At 76.0% G+C, this 15,504-nt stretch carries 14 protein-coding genes; 7 read left to right on the top strand and 7 right to left on the bottom strand.

What is annotated here, in order from left to right; all coding sequences use genetic code 11:
• The first annotated feature begins 112 nt into the window (after positions 1–112).
• Genes C7Y72_RS09515 through C7Y72_RS09505 form a run of 3 tightly spaced genes read left to right on the top strand, consistent with a single transcriptional unit; the run spans position 113 to position 4,563 of the window.
• On the top strand, positions 113–715 hold the full coding sequence (locus C7Y72_RS09515) for a hypothetical protein (RefSeq protein ID WP_107568514.1): 603 nt from the start codon (positions 113–115) through the stop codon (positions 713–715).
• Positions 693–2,927 carry a tetratricopeptide repeat protein gene (locus tag C7Y72_RS09510; protein ID WP_107568513.1) on the top strand — a complete coding sequence of 745 codons (2,235 nt, stop codon included), beginning with the start codon at positions 693–695 and terminating at the stop codon, positions 2,925–2,927. Before C7Y72_RS09515 ends, C7Y72_RS09510 begins: the two co-directional genes overlap by 23 nt.
• A 4-nt stretch (positions 2,928–2,931) precedes the next feature.
• Positions 2,932–4,563 carry a hypothetical protein gene (locus C7Y72_RS09505; RefSeq protein ID WP_107568512.1) on the top strand — a complete coding sequence of 544 codons (1,632 nt, stop codon included), beginning with the start codon at positions 2,932–2,934 and terminating at the stop codon, positions 4,561–4,563.
• Between the two features lie 10 nt (positions 4,564–4,573).
• Here the strand turns inward: C7Y72_RS09505 and C7Y72_RS09500 are convergent, their stop codons facing one another.
• The 3 genes from C7Y72_RS09500 to C7Y72_RS09490 are packed head-to-tail and all read right to left on the bottom strand — an operon-like array spanning position 4,574 to position 7,444.
• Positions 4,574–5,761, bottom strand: coding sequence for a glycosyltransferase (locus C7Y72_RS09500; RefSeq protein ID WP_107568511.1), 1,188 nt, complete (start codon positions 5,759–5,761; stop codon positions 4,574–4,576).
• The gene (locus tag C7Y72_RS09495) at positions 5,758–6,825 is read right to left on the bottom strand and encodes a glycosyltransferase family 4 protein (RefSeq protein WP_146175312.1); all 1,068 of its coding nucleotides are present in this window, start codon (positions 6,823–6,825) and stop codon (positions 5,758–5,760) included. The genes C7Y72_RS09500 and C7Y72_RS09495 overlap by 4 nt, the downstream gene beginning before the upstream one ends.
• Before the next feature lie 4 nt (positions 6,826–6,829).
• A complete protein-coding gene (locus tag C7Y72_RS09490) occupies positions 6,830–7,444 on the bottom strand; it encodes a class I SAM-dependent methyltransferase (protein WP_158276758.1) in 615 nt (204 codons plus the stop codon).
• A 91-nt stretch (positions 7,445–7,535) separates the two neighbouring features.
• Between C7Y72_RS09490 and C7Y72_RS23205 the strand changes: the two genes are divergently transcribed.
• Genes C7Y72_RS23205 through C7Y72_RS09480 form a run of 3 tightly spaced genes read left to right on the top strand, consistent with a single transcriptional unit; the run spans position 7,536 to position 10,224 of the window.
• Positions 7,536–8,207, top strand: coding sequence for a hypothetical protein (locus tag C7Y72_RS23205; RefSeq protein ID WP_158276757.1), 672 nt, complete (start codon positions 7,536–7,538; stop codon positions 8,205–8,207).
• Positions 8,204–9,256, top strand: coding sequence for a glycosyltransferase family 4 protein (locus C7Y72_RS09485; protein ID WP_158276756.1), 1,053 nt, complete (start codon positions 8,204–8,206; stop codon positions 9,254–9,256). The genes C7Y72_RS23205 and C7Y72_RS09485 overlap by 4 nt, the downstream gene beginning before the upstream one ends.
• Positions 9,253–10,224 (top strand): glycosyltransferase family 4 protein, encoded by a 972-nt coding sequence (locus C7Y72_RS09480; RefSeq protein ID WP_107568507.1) that lies wholly within the window; start codon positions 9,253–9,255, stop codon positions 10,222–10,224. The genes C7Y72_RS09485 and C7Y72_RS09480 overlap by 4 nt, the downstream gene beginning before the upstream one ends.
• Here C7Y72_RS09480 and C7Y72_RS09475 read toward each other — a convergent pair.
• Both C7Y72_RS09475 and C7Y72_RS09470 read right to left on the bottom strand, forming a co-directional pair.
• Entirely contained in the window at positions 10,190–11,587 is a 1,398-nt protein-coding gene (locus C7Y72_RS09475) for an NAD(P)/FAD-dependent oxidoreductase (protein ID WP_107568506.1), read from the bottom strand. The two genes, C7Y72_RS09480 and C7Y72_RS09475, sit on opposite strands and share 35 nt — an antisense overlap.
• A gap of 4 nt (positions 11,588–11,591) precedes the next feature.
• Positions 11,592–12,551, bottom strand: a complete 960-nt coding sequence (locus C7Y72_RS09470; RefSeq protein WP_199223895.1) for a glycosyltransferase family 2 protein — start codon at positions 12,549–12,551, stop codon at positions 11,592–11,594.
• 24 nt (positions 12,552–12,575) lie between these two features.
• On the opposite strand from C7Y72_RS09470, the gene C7Y72_RS09465 reads away from it, so the two are divergent.
• On the top strand, positions 12,576–13,481 hold the full coding sequence (locus C7Y72_RS09465; protein ID WP_146175310.1) for a class I SAM-dependent methyltransferase: 906 nt from the start codon (positions 12,576–12,578) through the stop codon (positions 13,479–13,481).
• On the opposite strand, the gene C7Y72_RS09460 is transcribed toward C7Y72_RS09465, so the two are convergent.
• Positions 13,471–14,448, bottom strand: coding sequence for a glycosyltransferase family 2 protein (locus C7Y72_RS09460; protein ID WP_158276755.1), 978 nt, complete (start codon positions 14,446–14,448; stop codon positions 13,471–13,473). The two genes, C7Y72_RS09465 and C7Y72_RS09460, sit on opposite strands and share 11 nt — an antisense overlap.
• Positions 14,445–15,476 carry a glycosyltransferase family 4 protein gene (locus C7Y72_RS09455; RefSeq protein ID WP_107568504.1) on the bottom strand — a complete coding sequence of 344 codons (1,032 nt, stop codon included), beginning with the start codon at positions 15,474–15,476 and terminating at the stop codon, positions 14,445–14,447. The genes C7Y72_RS09460 and C7Y72_RS09455 overlap by 4 nt, the downstream gene beginning before the upstream one ends.
• Positions 15,477–15,504: the final 28 nt, after the last annotated feature.

The raw sequence follows: 15,504 nt of genomic DNA, 5'->3' as shown, positions 1-15,504 counted from the left end.
CCCGTTTGGGCCGCGGGGTCGAGGGGTACCCGATGTCGGTAGCCTCGTTCCCGAGGACCGGAACCTCCCGCGTCGCCGCGCACGGATCGACCACGCGACGCGACCCCGCTGCATGACCACCGCGCGTCGACTCGTCATCGCCCTGCTCGCCCTCTGCGCCGCGTTCGGCGTGCCCGCCGGCGTCGCCTCCGCGGACCGTGACGCGGTGCTGCAGGACTGCCAGGACGGGCGCCTCGACCAGCAGCACAGCCGCGGCGACCTGCGCAAGGCGATCGAGGACATCCCGACCGACCTCGACGAGTACACCGACTGCCGGGACGTCATCCGCCGCGCGCAGCTCGGCCTCAGCGGCTCGTCCGGCGGCGGGTCCGGCTCGGGCTCCGGCGGCGCGCAGGGCGCGGCCGGCGGCGTCGCCGGTGCCGGCGGGGCCGGCGGCTCGGGCGGCGGCTCGGGCTCCGGCGGCGGGTCGAGCAACGCCACCGAGGCGCTCGCGAACGCGACCCAGCAGGAGAAGGACGCACTGGCCAGGACGGCCGCGGGCGGTGCCCGCACCCCGATCGACATCGGCGGCGCCCTCGTCGGGCCCCGGATCGGCGTCTCGTCCTCCACGTCCCTCCCGACCCCGCTGATCGCCGTCCTGGTGCTGCTGGCCCTCGTCGGGCTCGCCACCTCCGGCGTGCAGGTGATGAGGCGTGTCCGCCCCCGTCGCGACTGAGCCCGCTCCCGCGGCGCGACGCCGCCCCGCCCTCCCCGGTCTCCCGCCCGTCGCGGGCCGTGCCGGGTCGCAGCTGCGCGCGCTGCCGCGCCCGTCCGACGACGTGCTCTGGACGCTCGGCCTCGGCCTGCTCCTCGCGTTCATCGCGCTGCGCGCCGGCGGAGGCCTGCAGCTCGGCCGCTCGACCGAGGTCGAGATGGGCGTGCAGCTCGCGGGCGGCCTGCTCGGCGCCACCGCGCTGCTGGTCCGCGACGGCGGCCGCCTGCACGGCGCCCCGACGCTCGTGGCGTTCGGGCTGCTCGCGATCCTCACCGCCACGTCGATCTGGTGGTCGGTCAACCCGTCCGACTCCTGGCTGGAGACCAACCGCACCTTCGCCTACGCCGCCGCGTTCGGCGCCGGCGTCGCGCTCGCCCGGCTCGCCCCGCACCGCTGGTCGGCGATCGTCGGCGCGACCGTGGTCTGCGCGACGGTCATCTCGACGTACGCGCTGCTGACGAAGATCCTGCCCGGCACCTTCGCGCCCGACGAGACGTTCGCGCGACTGCGCGAGCCGTTCGGCTACTGGAACGCGGTCGGCCTGATGGCCGCGCTCGGCGTCCCGGGCGCGCTGTGGCTCGGTGCCCGCCGGCACGGGCACGCCGCGATCAGCGCGCTCGCCTACCCGATCCTCGGGCTGCTGTTCGTCACGATCCTGCTCGCGTACTCGCGCGGGTCGCTGCTGGCGGTCGTCGTCGGCTGCGGCGTCTGGTTCGCGGTCGTCCCGCTGCGCCTGCGCGGCGCCGCCGCGCTCTCCACCTCCGCGCTGGGGGCCTCGATCGTCTGCTGGTGGGTGTTCGCCCAGGACGAGCTCACGAAGGACGAGGTGCCGCTGGACATCCGCGCCTCGGCCGGGCACCAGCTCGGCATCGCGATGCTCGCGCTGCTCGTCGTCCTGCTGCTCGTCGGCCTCGCGCTGCTGTTCTTCGCGGCCCGCCGCCCGCCGCGGCCCACCACCCGGCGGCAGGCCGGGACCGTCCTGCTCGTCGGCCTGGCGCTCGTGCCGGTCGGGGTCATCGGGGCGCTCGCGTTCAGCGAGAAGGGCCTGGGCGGCAGCATCTCCGACGGCTGGACGAAGCTCACCGACCCGGACGCGACGCTCCCCGCCAACGACCCCGGACGGCTCACCGCGGTCGGCAGCGTCCGCGCCCGCTACTGGGACCAGGCGCTCAAGATCTTCCGGGCCGAGAAGCTCCACGGCGTCGGCGCGGGCGGGTACGCCACCGCGCGCCCGCGGTTCCGCACCGACGACCTCGCCGTCCGGCACGCCCACGGCTACCTCGTGCAGACCGCCGCCGACCTCGGCCTGCTCGGGCTCGGCGTCAGCCTCGCGCTGCTCGCCGCCTGGCTGGCCGCCGCGCGCAGCACGCTCGACCTGCGCCGCCGCAGCTGGCGGCAGGGCGCCTGGACCGCGGAGCGCGTCGGGCACCTGACGCTGCTGGCGGTCGTCGTGACGTTCGGCGTGCACTCGCTCGTCGACTTCACCTGGTTCGTGCCCGGCCTCGCGATCCTCGCGCTGCTCGCGGCGGGCTACGTCGCCGGGCGCGGTCCCCTGGGCGAGAGCCCGGACGCGGACGCACCGAGCAGTCCCGTCGGCGGGCCCGTCGTCAGCGCTGCCCTGCGCGAGCGCGTCCGCAGCGGGCTGCGCGACCGCACCCGGGCAGCCGCCGCAGCGGGCGTCGTGCTCGTCGCGCTCGGCGCCGCCTGGGCGACCTGGCAGCCCGAGCGCTCGTTCCACACCGGCAACGAGGCGCTCGCCCTGATCGACGAGGGCAAGCTCGACGAGGCCCGCCGCAAGGCGATCGACGCCCGCGACCTCAACCCCCTCTCGGTCGAGCCGCTGTTCGAGCGCTCCGCGGTCGAGCTCGCCGCCGGCCGCAAGAACGACGCCCAGCGTGCGTTGGAGCAGGCAGTGCGCCTGCAGCCCTCCAACGCCACCCCGTGGGTGCGGCTCGCCGAGTTCCACCTGCTCGTCGCCGGTGACGCCCGGCGTGCCCTGCAGCTGCTCGGGCCGGCGCTCTACCTCGACCCCCGCTCCAACACGGGCGTGTCGCTGTTCCTGGAGGCACGTCGCCGGACCGCGGGCCTGCCCGCCGCCGCGACCGTCCCCGTCACCCCGCCGCTGCCCGGTGCGACCACCGGGCCGTCCGGCACCGCCACCCCGAGGCCCTGACCCGATGCGAACGCTCCCCCTCGCCGCGCTCTGCGCGGCGCTCGTCCTCTGCGCCACCGCCGGCGCCGGAACCGCCTCCGCGGCGCTCAGCCAGGAGTCGACCTTCCAGGACGACAACCGCCTGATCTACGACACGCCCGAGAACGTCGCCGCGACGCTCGACGAGCTCAAGGCGCTCGGCGTCGACCGGCTGCGCGTCAGCGTGTTCTGGAAGATCGTGGCGCCCGACGCCCAGTCCCGCACCAAGCCCGCGTTCGACGCCGGCGACCCGACCGCGTACCCGCCCGGCTCGTGGGACCGCTACGACTCGCTGCTGCGCCAGGCGGCCGCGCGGGGCCTCGCGATCAACCTCAACCTCACCTCGCCCGCCCCGCTGTGGGCGACCGGCACGCCCGAGCGCGAGGACATCGCCGAGACGTTCGAGCCGAGCGCCCGCGAGTTCGGGCTGTTCACGCAGGCCGTCGCGGAGCGCTACAACGGGTCGTTCACCGATCCGCGGCGTCCCGACGACGGACCGCTGCCCCGCGTCGACTACTGGACGATCTGGAACGAGCCGAACCAGGCGGGCTGGCTGACCCCGCAGTGGACCGCGGACTCGCGCGATCCCAGCGGCCAGGTCGAGACCGCGCCCCGCCTCTACCGCGACCTCGTCGACGCGTCGTTCAGCGCGCTGGAGACGACCGGTCACGGCTCCGACACGATCCTGATCGGCGAGACCGCCCCGAAGGGCCTGAACATCACCGGCACGACCCGGTCGATGAAGCCCGGCCGGTTCATCCGCCAGCTCTACTGCCTCGACGACGCGCTCGTGCCGCTCCAGGGGACCGCCGCCGAGATCCGCGGCTGCCCGCCCGGCGCCGACGCCCGCGAGGCGTTCGCCGCCGCCCACCCGGGCCTGTTCCGCGCGACCGGCTACGCGCACCACCCGTACGAGCTGACCTTCTCCCCGACGCGCCGGCCGACCGACCGCGAGTTCTTCACGATCGCGAACCTGTCGTCGCTGAAGCGGCTGCTCGCCACGATCTACCGCACCTACGCGCAGCCGATCCCGGGCGGCGGCCGCAACGTCCCGCTCTACCTCACCGAGTTCGGGTACCAGACCCGCCCGCCGGATCCCACGGGCGTGACGCTCGCGACGCAGGCGCGGTTCCTGAACCTCGCCGAGTTCGTCACCGCGCGCGACCCGGACGTCCGCACGCACGCCCAGTTCCTCCTCGTCGACGACAAGCCGCTGCCCGGCGTGCCGGAGAACACCGCCGCCGCGTGGGGCAGCACGTTCCAGACCGGGCTGCTGTCGCTCTCCGGCAAGCGCAAGCCCGCCTACGCCGCGTACAAGCTGCCGATCGTGCTGCCGAAGGAGACGATCCGTCGCGGGCAGCAGCTGCGCGTCTGGGGGCTCGTGCGGCCCGCGCCGGCCGGTCGGCCCGTCCGGGTCGCCGTCGAGCTCCGCTCGGCGCGCCGCGGGTCGAAGTGGCGGCGGGCGAAGACCGTGACCGTCACCAACCAGCGCCACTACCTCGACACGCGCGTCAGCGTCCGGACCTCCGGGTCGGCGCGGCTCGTGTGGGTCGACGGGTCGCGCAAGCGCGTGATCTCGCGCAGCGCGACCTTCAAGGTCACGAAGAAGCGCCGGTAGGGCGCGCCGCTCAGGGCTGGCCCGCGACCGCGGGCGGCCCGGGCGCGTCATGGTCGAGCAGGTGGTCCGGCAGCGCGCCGGGCCCCCCGGCCGCGCAGACCTCCAGGAGCAGCTGCTCGTACTGGTCGGTCACCGCGTCCCACGAGTACTGCTTCGCGCGCTCGCGGGCCTTCTCGCGGTAGGAGGCGACCATCTCCGGGTCGTCGAGGACCCGCTCGAGCTGCGCGGTCAGCGACGGGACGCCCTCGCTGCCGCTGAAGGTCAGGCCCGCCTCCCCGACCGTCTCGACGTTCGGGGCGTGGTCGTTGACGATCACGCAGTTCCCGGCCGCCAGCGCCTCGAGGATCACCGGGTGGGTGCCGCCGACCTCGGTCGGCGCGCAGAACGCGTAGGCGTGGTGCTGCAGCTCCCAGTAGCCGCGGCCGAACACGTAGCCGGGGAAGATCACGCGCGGGTCGCCCTTGCGCATGACCTGGGTGATGTACTCGTCGGCGTACGGGGCGCCCCCGACGACGACGAGCTTCATGCCGCGCGCCCGCTCGTTGGGGATCCGCGCGAACGCGTCGACGAGCACGTGCGGGTTGTTCTCCGGCTCCAGGCGCCCGACGAAGAGGATGTACTCGCGCGGCTTGAGCCCGAGCCGCGCGAGCGTCTCGGTGCCCGTGTGCCCGGGATCGTCGACCCCGTAGGGCACGACGCCGATCCGCTGGCCGTAGCGCTGCTCGAAGATCTCGGCGACCGCGTGCGAGTCGGTCAGCGCCCGGTCCGCCCAGCGCGGCGCGTTGCGCTCCGCGAACCGCAGGTAGCGCTTGGCGGTCGACGGCCACTTGCTGCGGTCGGAGTCGAGGCCGTCGACGTTGATGACCGTCGGGATGCCGGCCCCGCGGGTGATCAGGCACATCGGGCTGTTGCCCGCGATGAAGAACAGCGCGACGTCCGGCCGCACGTGCCGCGCCGCGTGCACCGCGCTCAGCAGCGTGTGGGCGAACGTGTCGAGGTACTTGTTGCGCAGCGTCGGCAGGTGGACCAGGCGCGCGCCCTTCCACTCGGTCAGCCGCCGGTCGACGACGTGCGGGCGGCAGTACACGACCACCTCGTGCCCGCGGTCGGTCAGCCGCGAGGCCAACTGCTCGGCCGCCGTCTCGAAACCGCTGTAGGACGCCGGGATTCCCCGCGTGCCCAGGATCGCCACTCTCATCCGTGCCCACCTCGCTCCACCGCGAGCGTATAGGCGTGGACGTGATCGCGCGCTGACCTCGCCCACGAGAACTCCGCCGCGCGACGCCGGCCGCGCTCGGTCAGGTCGCGGCGCAGGCGCTGGTCGGTGCTCACGCGCCGCAGCGTCGCGGCGAGCGCGTGCGCGTCGCGCGGGTCGACCAGGAGGGTCGCGTCGCCGCAGATCTCCACGACGCCCGGCGAGCACGCGGCCACGACCGGCACCCCGGCGCTCATCGCCTCCAGCGGCGTGAGGCCGAACCCCTCGTGCAGCGACGGGTGCACGAGCGCGGCCGCCCCGGAGAAGAGGCGCGCGAGCGCCTCCGCGTCCGGGCGCTCGACGACCCGCACGCCCTCCTGCTCGGCGTGCGCGCTCCCGGCGAGCACGAGCGGCAGCGGCTCGAACGCCTCGTCGGTGCCCGCGACCGCCGCCGCGTGCTCGCGGTACAGGCGGTGGGCGGCGAGCAGCAGCCCGAGGTTCTTGCGCGGCTCGTCGTCCCCGACGTACAGCAGGTGGGCGGGCTCGCGGTCACGCGGGCGCACCGCGTCGGGCTCCTGCCCCGGCCCGTGGCGGGCGACGACGATCCGGTCGGCCGCGATCCCCCAGCGCGCCATCACGTCCTGCGCGGTGGTCCGCGAGACCGCCACGACGGCCTGCGCGCGGCGCGCGGCCGCCCGGTGCGCGAGCCGCGCCCAGACGCGGAAGCGCGCGTCGAAGCTGTCCGGGAGCCGCTCGAACGCGAGGTCGTGGACGGTGACGACCTGCGGCACGAACCCCAGCGGACTGGTCGCCGGGAGCGGGTGGTGCACGACGTCGGCGCGGCACTCGCGGGCGCGGCGCGGCAGCTCCACCGCCGTCCACCAGTGGTCCGCGGACGCGTTCACGACGCTGCGCCGCACGCCGCCGCCCGGGGCGCGGCGGCCCTCGTTGCGCGCCTCGACCACGTCGACGCCGAGGCGCTGCAGCGCCTCGGAGAGGTGCGCGAGGTACACGCCGGTCCCGGAGTGGCCGCGCAGCGCGAAGGTCGTGTCGAGCAGGACGCGCACGGGCTCAGCTCGCCACGACGTGGAAGCTGTGGCGCAGCAGCGGCGGGCCGCCGACGGCGCGCAGGTCGACCTCCGCGAAGCCGGCGTCGCGCAGCAGCCCGTCGAGCGTGCGGGCGCTGAAGAACCGCAGGTGGTCGGCGCGCGGGTCGAAGTGCGCGTCGAACGCAGCGGCGCGCAGCCCGAGGAGCACCGTGGACACGCGGCCATGGTACGGCGTGGTGAGGACCAGACGCCCGCCCCAGCGCAGGACGCGCCGCACGTCGGCCAGCCAGCCGACCGGATCGACGATGTGCTCGAGCACCTCCCCCGCCCAGACCGTGTCGAACGCGTCCTCCTCGAACGGCAGCGCCACGCCCTCCGGGACGACGCGCAGGTCGGTCGCGCGACCCGCGTGGGCGCGGCGGGCGCGACGGATCGCCTCGTGGCTGACGTCGACGCCGACGACCTCCGCCCCGTGGTCGGCCAGGGCCGCCGCGAACGCGCCCGCGCCGCAGCCCGCGTCCAGCACGCGGTCCGCGGGACCGACGTGCGACAGGAGGAACGCGCGGCGGACCGCGAACCGCTCGGGCTCGACGTCCTCCGGGACGGCCTGCCAGACCGCTTCGCGCAGGGACTCCATCGGCCGGGGGACCCTACCGGCCGCCCCCGTCCCCGGAGCCCTCGGTGCGCGTGCGCCCCGTCGGCCCCGCAGGTGCCGTAGATTCGTCGCGATGCCCGACCCGGTCGTCGCCATCGTCGCCGCACGCGGACAGCACGCCTACGGCGACGCCGGAGAGCTGCTGAACCGCCTGCGCGACCACGAGCCCGCCCCGCACCGCGTCGTCGTCCTGGACGCCGACCGCGACCCGGACACGCGGCCGTGGCCCGAGGGCCCGGACGGTCCCGACGTCCTGCGCGCCCCGGGTGGATCGGCGACGGCCGCGCTCGTGACCGCGCTCGCCCATGCGCACGCCTGCGCGCCCGGCGCCGCGGTCGTCTGGCTGGACGCGCGCACCGACCTGCGCGCGCCGCTGCTCGGCGTGCTCGACGGCCTGCGCGCGGACGACGGGCTGCTGCGGGTCGACGGGCCCGCCTGGCACTGCGAGGCGGTCCCCGCCCGCGTGCCGCGGCTGGGCCGCCCCGCGATCGCCGCCACCCTGCGCGAGCTGCGCCGCGAGGCCGCCGCGCACGGCCGGGTCGCGGCCGCCGCCACCGAGCCCCGACCCGCGCTCGTGCTCAGCGCCCCGCTGGTCGCGGCGCTCGCCGCCCGGCGGCTGCTGCGCGACCCCGAACGCTGGCGTCACGCGCCGCTGGGCCCGCGGTCGCTCGCCGAGCTGCTCGTCGCCGCCACCGGGCTCGCCGCCCGCGACGTGACCTGCCTCCCCGCCCCGGTGTCCGCGTGACCCTCGAGGCGCCGCGGCTGCTCGCCGTCAACGCGGTCGACCACCCGGGTGGCGCGGAGCTCGGCCTCGTGCGCCTCGCCCGCCGGCTCGGGGCGCGCGGCTGGGAGATCACGCTGACCTCGCCGGAGGCCGGGCCGCTGGCCCACCAGGGGTTCGACTGGGCGCGCCTGGACGTCGGCGGGCTCGGTGCCGGTGAGGGCGCCCGCGCGGTCGCCGCCTGGCCGCGCGCCCGCAAGCTCGCCCGGGCCCACGACGTCGTCTACCTGAACTCCACCGTGTGCGGGCGCCTGCTGCCCGCGCTGCGCGGGCACCGGACCGTGCTGCACGTCCACGACGTCGTCGAGCGCGTCCCACGCCACTGGCACCGGGCCGACGTCGTGCTCGCCGACTCCCAGGCGGTCGCCGACCGCCTCGACGGGCTCGGCGCGCACGTCGTCTACTGCCCGATCGAGCTCGACCCCGGGGAGGCCCCGGCGCCCTGGGCGCCGACCGGCCCGCACGGCGAGACCGGGCCCGTCGTCGGTTTCGTCGGCCGGATCGAGCCCCGCAAGGGCGTCGCCGACCTCGTCGCCGCCGCGCCCGCGATCCGCGCGCACGACCCGGAGATCCGCGTCGTGGTGATGGGCGACGACCCCTACGACACCGACCCCGACTACCTCGCCGACGTGCGCAGCGCCCCGGCCGTCGAGCACCTGCCGTGGGTCGACGACGCGCCCGCGATCATGCGCCACCTCTCGGTGCTGGTCGCACCCTCCCACCAGGAGCCGTTCGGCACCGTGCTGTCGGAGGCGATGGCGGTCGGCGTCCCGGTCGTCGCGACCCGCGTCGGCGGCCTCGCGGAGGTCGTGGACGACGGCGTCAACGGGATCCTCGTGGAGCCGGGCGACCCGCCCGCGCTCGCCGCCGCGGTGCTGCGCGTGCTGGAGCGCCGCGACGAGCTCGGGGCGCGCGCCCGCGAGGCCGCGCGGCGGTTCGGCGCCGACGCCTACAGCGACCGCGTCGAGGCGCTCCTGCGCCCCCTGCTCGCGACCCCGGCCGACGGCGCGTGAGGGTCGCGTTCGACACCCGCGGCGCGGGCGACCCGCGCGGGATCGGCCGCTACATCCGCTGCCTGCACGAGGCGCTGCTCGCCACCGCACAGGACGACGACGTGGTCGTCGAGACGCACCGGCCGCGCCGCGTCGACGTGTTCCACTCCCCGTGGATCGACGGCGCGAACGTGCGGGCGGGCGTCCCGCAGGTCGTGACGCTGCACGACGTGGTGCCGCTGAAGCGCCGCAGCGAGTACCTGCGCACCGGCATGCGGTTTCGCCTGCGCTACCTCGCGGTCGAGCGCGCCCAGCGCGTGATCTGCCCGACCGCGGCGGTCGCGCACGACGTCGTCGAGCGGCTCGACGTGCCGCTGGAGCGGATCAGCGTGATCGGCGAGGCGCCCGCGCCGGCGATGCGCCCGCGCCCGGCCGACGAGGTCGCCGCGGTCCGCGAGCGCTACGGGCTGCCCGACGAGTTCCTCGTCTGGGTCGGCGGGATGGAGCGCCCGGACCCGCGCAAGCGCGTCGCCGAGCTCGCCGCGACGCCGCGCGAGCTGCCGCTGGTGCTCGTCGGCCCGGCGCGCGAGTGGGCGCACGCGCTGTGCGACAGCACGGACGCCGGCGCGCCGCTGATCCTCACCGGACACGTCAGCGACGACGAGCTCGCCGCGATCTACACGGCGGCGCACGCGCTCGTGTTCGCCTCCGACGACGAGGGGTTCGGCCTTCCGACCGTGGAGGCGCTCGCGTGCGGGACGCCGGTCGCCGCGTGCGACGTGCCGGCGCTGCGCGAGGTCCTCGACGGCCGCGCGACGCTCGTCCCCGTCGACGACCTGCCGGCGCTCGTCGCGGCCGCCCACGCGGCAGCGCGGCCCGCGCCCGCCCCGCCCGCGTGGAGCTGGGAGGACGCCGCCCGCGCCACCTGGGACGTGTACCGGGAGATCGCCGAGGTCAGGCCGGCCCGGCCGCCGCGGCGCCCACGCTGAGCAGCAGCTCCTGCGCGGCCTCGCCGCCGAGCCGCACCGCGTAGTTCGTGCCCCGGTCCTCGGGATAGATCTGCGTGGTGTTCGCGAGCACGAGCCCCGGGACGCCGGTCTGCAGCGGCGGGATCCGCTCGTGGTACCCGACCGTGACGATCGGCTGCCCGGCGGGCTCGCGGAAGAGCCAGGAGGCCCGGATCCACGACGGGTCGAGGTCCGGGCGCACGCGGCGCAGCCCGGGCAGGTAGTGCGCCAGCAGCGCGTCGCGGTCGAGCGCCAGCAGCGGGTCGTCGGGCGCCACGTAGTTGGCGACGTAGAGGAACCGGCGGCCGTCGTAGCGGGCGGGATCGACGAGGTTCGTGTGCTCCACCAGCCCGACGAACGGGATCTGCGGATCGGCGATGTTCGTCCAGTAGTAGGGCGAGAACGGCCGGTCGAGCTCGAGCAGCAGGCACAGCGCCGCGTGGTACTCGGCGCGCCCGAGCCGCCCGAGGTAGTCGTCCCCGATCGCGGCGGCGAGGTCGTCGTGCAGCAGCCCGCGGAAGATGTCGCTCGGCACCGTCGCGAGCACCGCGTCGTAGTGCTCCGGCCCCTCGGGCGCGAGCGCGAAGGCGCGCGGGTCGTGGCCGCGGCGGAACGACTGCGGCGCCCCCGCGTGCACCGTGAAGCCCGAGCGCTCCGCGCGCTCGATCCGCGCCACCGGCCGGTCGATCAGGACGCGCCCGCCGCCCGCCTCGATGCGCTGCTGCAGCGCCGTCCACAGCGGCTCGAACGAGTCGCGCGGGTAGCCGAGGAACTCCTCCCGCGCCTCCTTGCCCTCGAGCTGGCGGCGCAGCATGAACTTCCCCCACAGCCACGCCATCGAGATGTCGTCGGCGCGCGACCCGAACTTGCCGCGCAGCAGCGGCCCCCAGACCCGCTCGTAGGGCCGCTCGCCCATCTGCCGCAGGATCCACGCGCGGGCGGTCTCGTGCTCGTACTCGGTCACGGGCCGGCCGGCGCGCTGCAGGCGCAGCACCGCGAGGCCCATCCGCAGCCGGTCGCGCAGCGACAGCGGCGAGAAGCGCAGGAGGTCCAGGGGCGACGTGAACGGCCACGACCGTCCCTCGAGGAAGAACGCGGTCGAGGACGGGTGCCAGTCGATCGGCCCGACCCCGAGCTCCTCGCAGAGCGCGACGATGTGCCGGTCGCTGGTGAACCAGTGGTGGTAGTAGCGCTCCAGGAGGTGCCCGCCGCCGACGTCGAGCGTCGCGGCCATCCCGCCCAGACCGGGCCAGCGCTCGTGGACGTCGCAGACGTGCCCGGCCTGCTGCAGCCGCAGCGCGGCGGTCAGGCCGGCGACCCCGGCCCCGACGACGGCGACGCGCACGCGCTCAGTCCTCCTCGGCGTCGGGCCGGTTGCGCACGCGCCCGACGAGGTAGAGCGGGCGCTGCTTGACCTCGTCGTAGATCCGTCCCACGTACTCGCCGATCACGCCGATCGCCATCAGCTGGATACCGCCCAGGAGCAGCACGGCGATCACGGTCGTGGTGACGCCGGGGACGAACTGCCCGGCGATGCGGAAGCCGACCGCGACCGGGATCGCGAGGAACGCCAGGAGCGCGCTGACGAACCCGACGATCGTCGCCACCTGCAGCGGCGCGTGCGAGAACGACACGATCGCGTCGAGCCCGAGCCGCACCATCTTGCGCAGCGGGTACTTCGTCTCCCCGGCGTGCCGCGGGGACCGCTCGTAGGGGACCGTCGTCTGCACGTAGCCGACCCAGCTGGTCATCCCGCGCAGGTAGCGGTTGCTCTCGCGCATCGCGCGGAGCCCGTCGAGCGCCCGGCGGTCCAGCAGCCGGAAGTCGCCGGCGTTCTGCTGCACCTCGATGTCCGCCACGCGCGACAGCACGCGGTAGAAGGCGTCGGCGGTGCGGAGCTTGAACCGCGTCTCCCCCGGCCGGCTCGTGCGGACGGCGCTGACGACGTCGGCGCCCGCCCGCCAGTGGGTCAGCAGCACCGGGATGAGCTCGGGCGGATCCTGGAGGTCCGCGTCGATCGTGACCGCGACCGCGCCGCGCGCGTGGTCGAGGCCGGCGGTGATCGCCGCCTGGTGGCCGAAGTTGCGGCTCAGCTCGACGACGACGAGCCGCGGCTCCTGCGCCGCGAGCTCCGCGAGCGCCTGCGCGGTGCCGTCGACGGAGCCGTCGTCGACGACGATCAGCTCGACGTCCTCGTCGGCGAGCGCGGCGAACACGCGCTCCACGAACGGGCGGACGCTCTGCGCCTCGTCGTACATCGGCGCGACGACGCTGATCAGCCCGTCGCGGGTCGGCTCACCGCCGGTCACCGCCGCATCGTAGTGTCCACCGCCGTGAACGCGACCGGTCCGTCCTGCGTGGCCTGCGGCACCCGCGGCCTGCGCGACCACCTGCGCGTCGCCGGCGAGATGGGCGCCGACGGCCTGATCCCGACCACCGACCGGTACGGCACCGCGCTGGCGGACATCGTGCGCTGCCCGGCCTGCGGGCACATGCAGCTGTCGCCGATGCCCCAGGACGCGGTGCTCGAGCAGGCGTACGCCGACGCCGCGTCGGCGGACTACGTCGCGGAGGAGGTCGGGCAGCGCGAGACGGCCCGACGCGCGCTCGAGCGGATCGAGCGGCACGCCGCGCGCACCGAGGAGCTGCTGGACCTCGGCTGCTGGGTCGGGTTCCTGCTCGCCGAGGCGCGCGACCGCGGCTGGCGCACGACCGGCGTCGAGCCGAGCACGTTCGCGTCCGCGTTCGCCCGCGACGAGCTCGGGCTGGACGTGCGGACCGAGGACCTCTTCACCGCCGCGCTGCCGTCGGCCGGCTACGACGCGGTCGTGCTCGGCGACGTGCTCGAGCACCTGCCGCGGCCCGGGGAGGCGCTTCAGCGCATCGCCGCGCTCCTGCGGCCGGGCGGCGTGGCGTGGTTCGCGCTGCCCGACGCGGGCAGCGCGGTGGCCCGCGGGCTCGGCGCGCGCTGGTGGTCGGTGCTGCCCACGCACGTGCAGTACTTCACGCGCACGTCGGTCCGCACGCTGCTGCGCACGCACGGCTGGGAGGTGCTCGAGGTCGCGACGGCCCCGAAGGCGTTCACCGTCCGCTACTACCTCGAGCGGCTGGCGGGCTACTCCCCGGCGCTGTCGCGGACCGCGGTCGGCGCCGCCGCGCGGGTCGGGCTCGCGGAGCGCCTGTGGGCCCCGGACTTCCGCGACCGCATGCAGGTCCTCGCGCGCCCGCTCAGGGGCTGACGGGCGGCTCCAGGCCGAACGGCGCGGCCGCCGCACCGCCGCGCTCGGCCATCCGCGCGCGCAGCACCGCGCGCCGGCGGCGTGCCCCCGGGAGCAGCCGGTAGGCGTCGCGGTACCCGCGCAGCAGGTGGCGCTCGCGCAGGACCGCGTAGCCGAGCGCGAGGACCTCGTAGAGCAGCAGCCGCGGCAGGTCGCGCGCGAGCGACCGGGCGCTGTCGTTCTTGGCGATCATCAGCAGCCGGTTGCGGAACTGCAGCGTCCGGTGCGCCGGGCTGATCTGCGACCGCGTGGTCGGCGAGTAGAACCGCACGTGCCAGGCCAGGGCGGCCGGCTCGTACGTGCAGCCGTACCCGAGCAGCTGGGCGCGCCACGCGAGGTCGACGTCGCTGGCCCACAGCTCCATGTCCTCGTCGAGCACCTCGGCCCCGACCGCGCACGCGTCGAGCACCTCGCGGCGGTAGAGCACGCAGGCGCCGTCACCCCCGAACACCGGGGCGCGGCGTGCGCGACGGGCCATCGGCTCCCCGTGCCCGACGAGCCCGTTCTTGCGCCGGCGGTCGATCGCCATCGCGGCGGTGTCGAGGACCTCCAGCCGCTCCGCCTCGGTCATGCCGGTCGCGCGCACCAGGCGCGGCGCGACCGAGCCGATCCCGGGCCGGTCGAGCTGCGGCCGGGCGGCGGCGAGGAAGCCCGCGTCCAGCACGCAGTCGGCGTTCAGCAGCAGCACGGCCTCCCCGTCGGTGGCCGCGAGGCCCGCGTTGATCGCCGCGGCGTAGCTGCGCCGCTGCGACAGCGCGACGATCCGCGCGCCGTGCCGCTCGGCGACCGTGCGGGTCGTGTCCGTGCACGCGTTGTCGATCACGACGACCTCGGCGTCCGGCTGCGCGGCGGCGGCCGGCAGCGAGTGCTCGAGGCGGTGCGCCTCGTCGACGCTGAGCACGAGGATCGTGGTGCGCGCCCGGCTCACGCGTCGAGCACCTGCCGGTAGACCGCGGCGGTCGCCCGCGCGGTGGCCTCCCACGTGTGCGCGGCGGCGACCACGCGCCCGGCGCCGGCCAGCTCGTCCCGGCGGCCCAGGGCGCGCAGGATCGCGTCGGCGATCGCCTCCACGTCGAGCGGGTCGAACAGCTCGGCGGCGCCCCCCGCGGTCTCCGGGAGCGCGGTCGCGTCCGCGCAGGCGACCGGGACGCCGCGGGCCATCGCCTCCACGAGCACGAGCCCGAAGCCCTCGTAGAGGCTCGGGTGCACGAGCAGGTCGGCGCCGCGCATCAGCGCGTCGAGCGCCCGGTCGTCGAGGTAGCCGGTCGTCTCGGCGCCGTGACGGCCCGGCTCGTGGTCGCGGGTGGCGGTGTCGGTCCCGGCGAGGATCAGCCGGTGCTCGAGCGCCCCGCGGGCCACGAGCGCCCCGTGCGCCGCCTCCAGCCGGGCGAGGTTCTTCTTCGCCCGCAGGTCCCCGACCGCGAGCAGGTAGGGGCGCCCGTCGTCCCGCAGGCCCGCCGCGGCGAGGCCCGCGGGCCCGTCGGTCAGCGGCAGCGACGGCGCGTTGTGGACGACGTGGAGCTTCTCGGCGGGGACGCCGTAGCGGTCGGCCACGTCCGCGGCGGTCCAGGCGCTCACGCAGATGACGGCGTCGGCGGAGCGCACCGCGCGTCGCGTGATCGTCCGGTACTTCAGGCCCGTCGTGCGCGCGAAGTCGTCGGGGTGCGCCTCGAACGCGAGGTCGTGCACCGTGACCACGCCACGACAGGAGCGGCGCAGCGGCAGGAAGCAGTTCGGGGCGTGCACGAGGTCCGCGCCCGCACGGCGCGCGATCCGCGGCAGCTGGACCTGCTCGAACAGCACCTCCAGCGGGCCGCCGCCCTCCCGGACGAGCTCGAGCCGCAGGTCGTCGCCGAGCGCGCCGGGCAGGTGCTGGACCAGGCCGAGGACCGAGCGTCCCCAGCCGCGCAGGGGCTGGGCGAACGCGTCCCGGGCGTCGAGTACGACGGTGCGCATGCCCGGGGAAGGGTACGGCGGATGCCCG

Source organism: Paraconexibacter algicola (assembly GCF_003044185.1).
GTDB lineage: Bacteria > Actinomycetota > Thermoleophilia > Solirubrobacterales > Solirubrobacteraceae > Paraconexibacter > Paraconexibacter algicola.
Note: the sequence above shows the minus strand (reverse complement) of the source record. Positions and strands in the feature narration are given on the sequence as shown.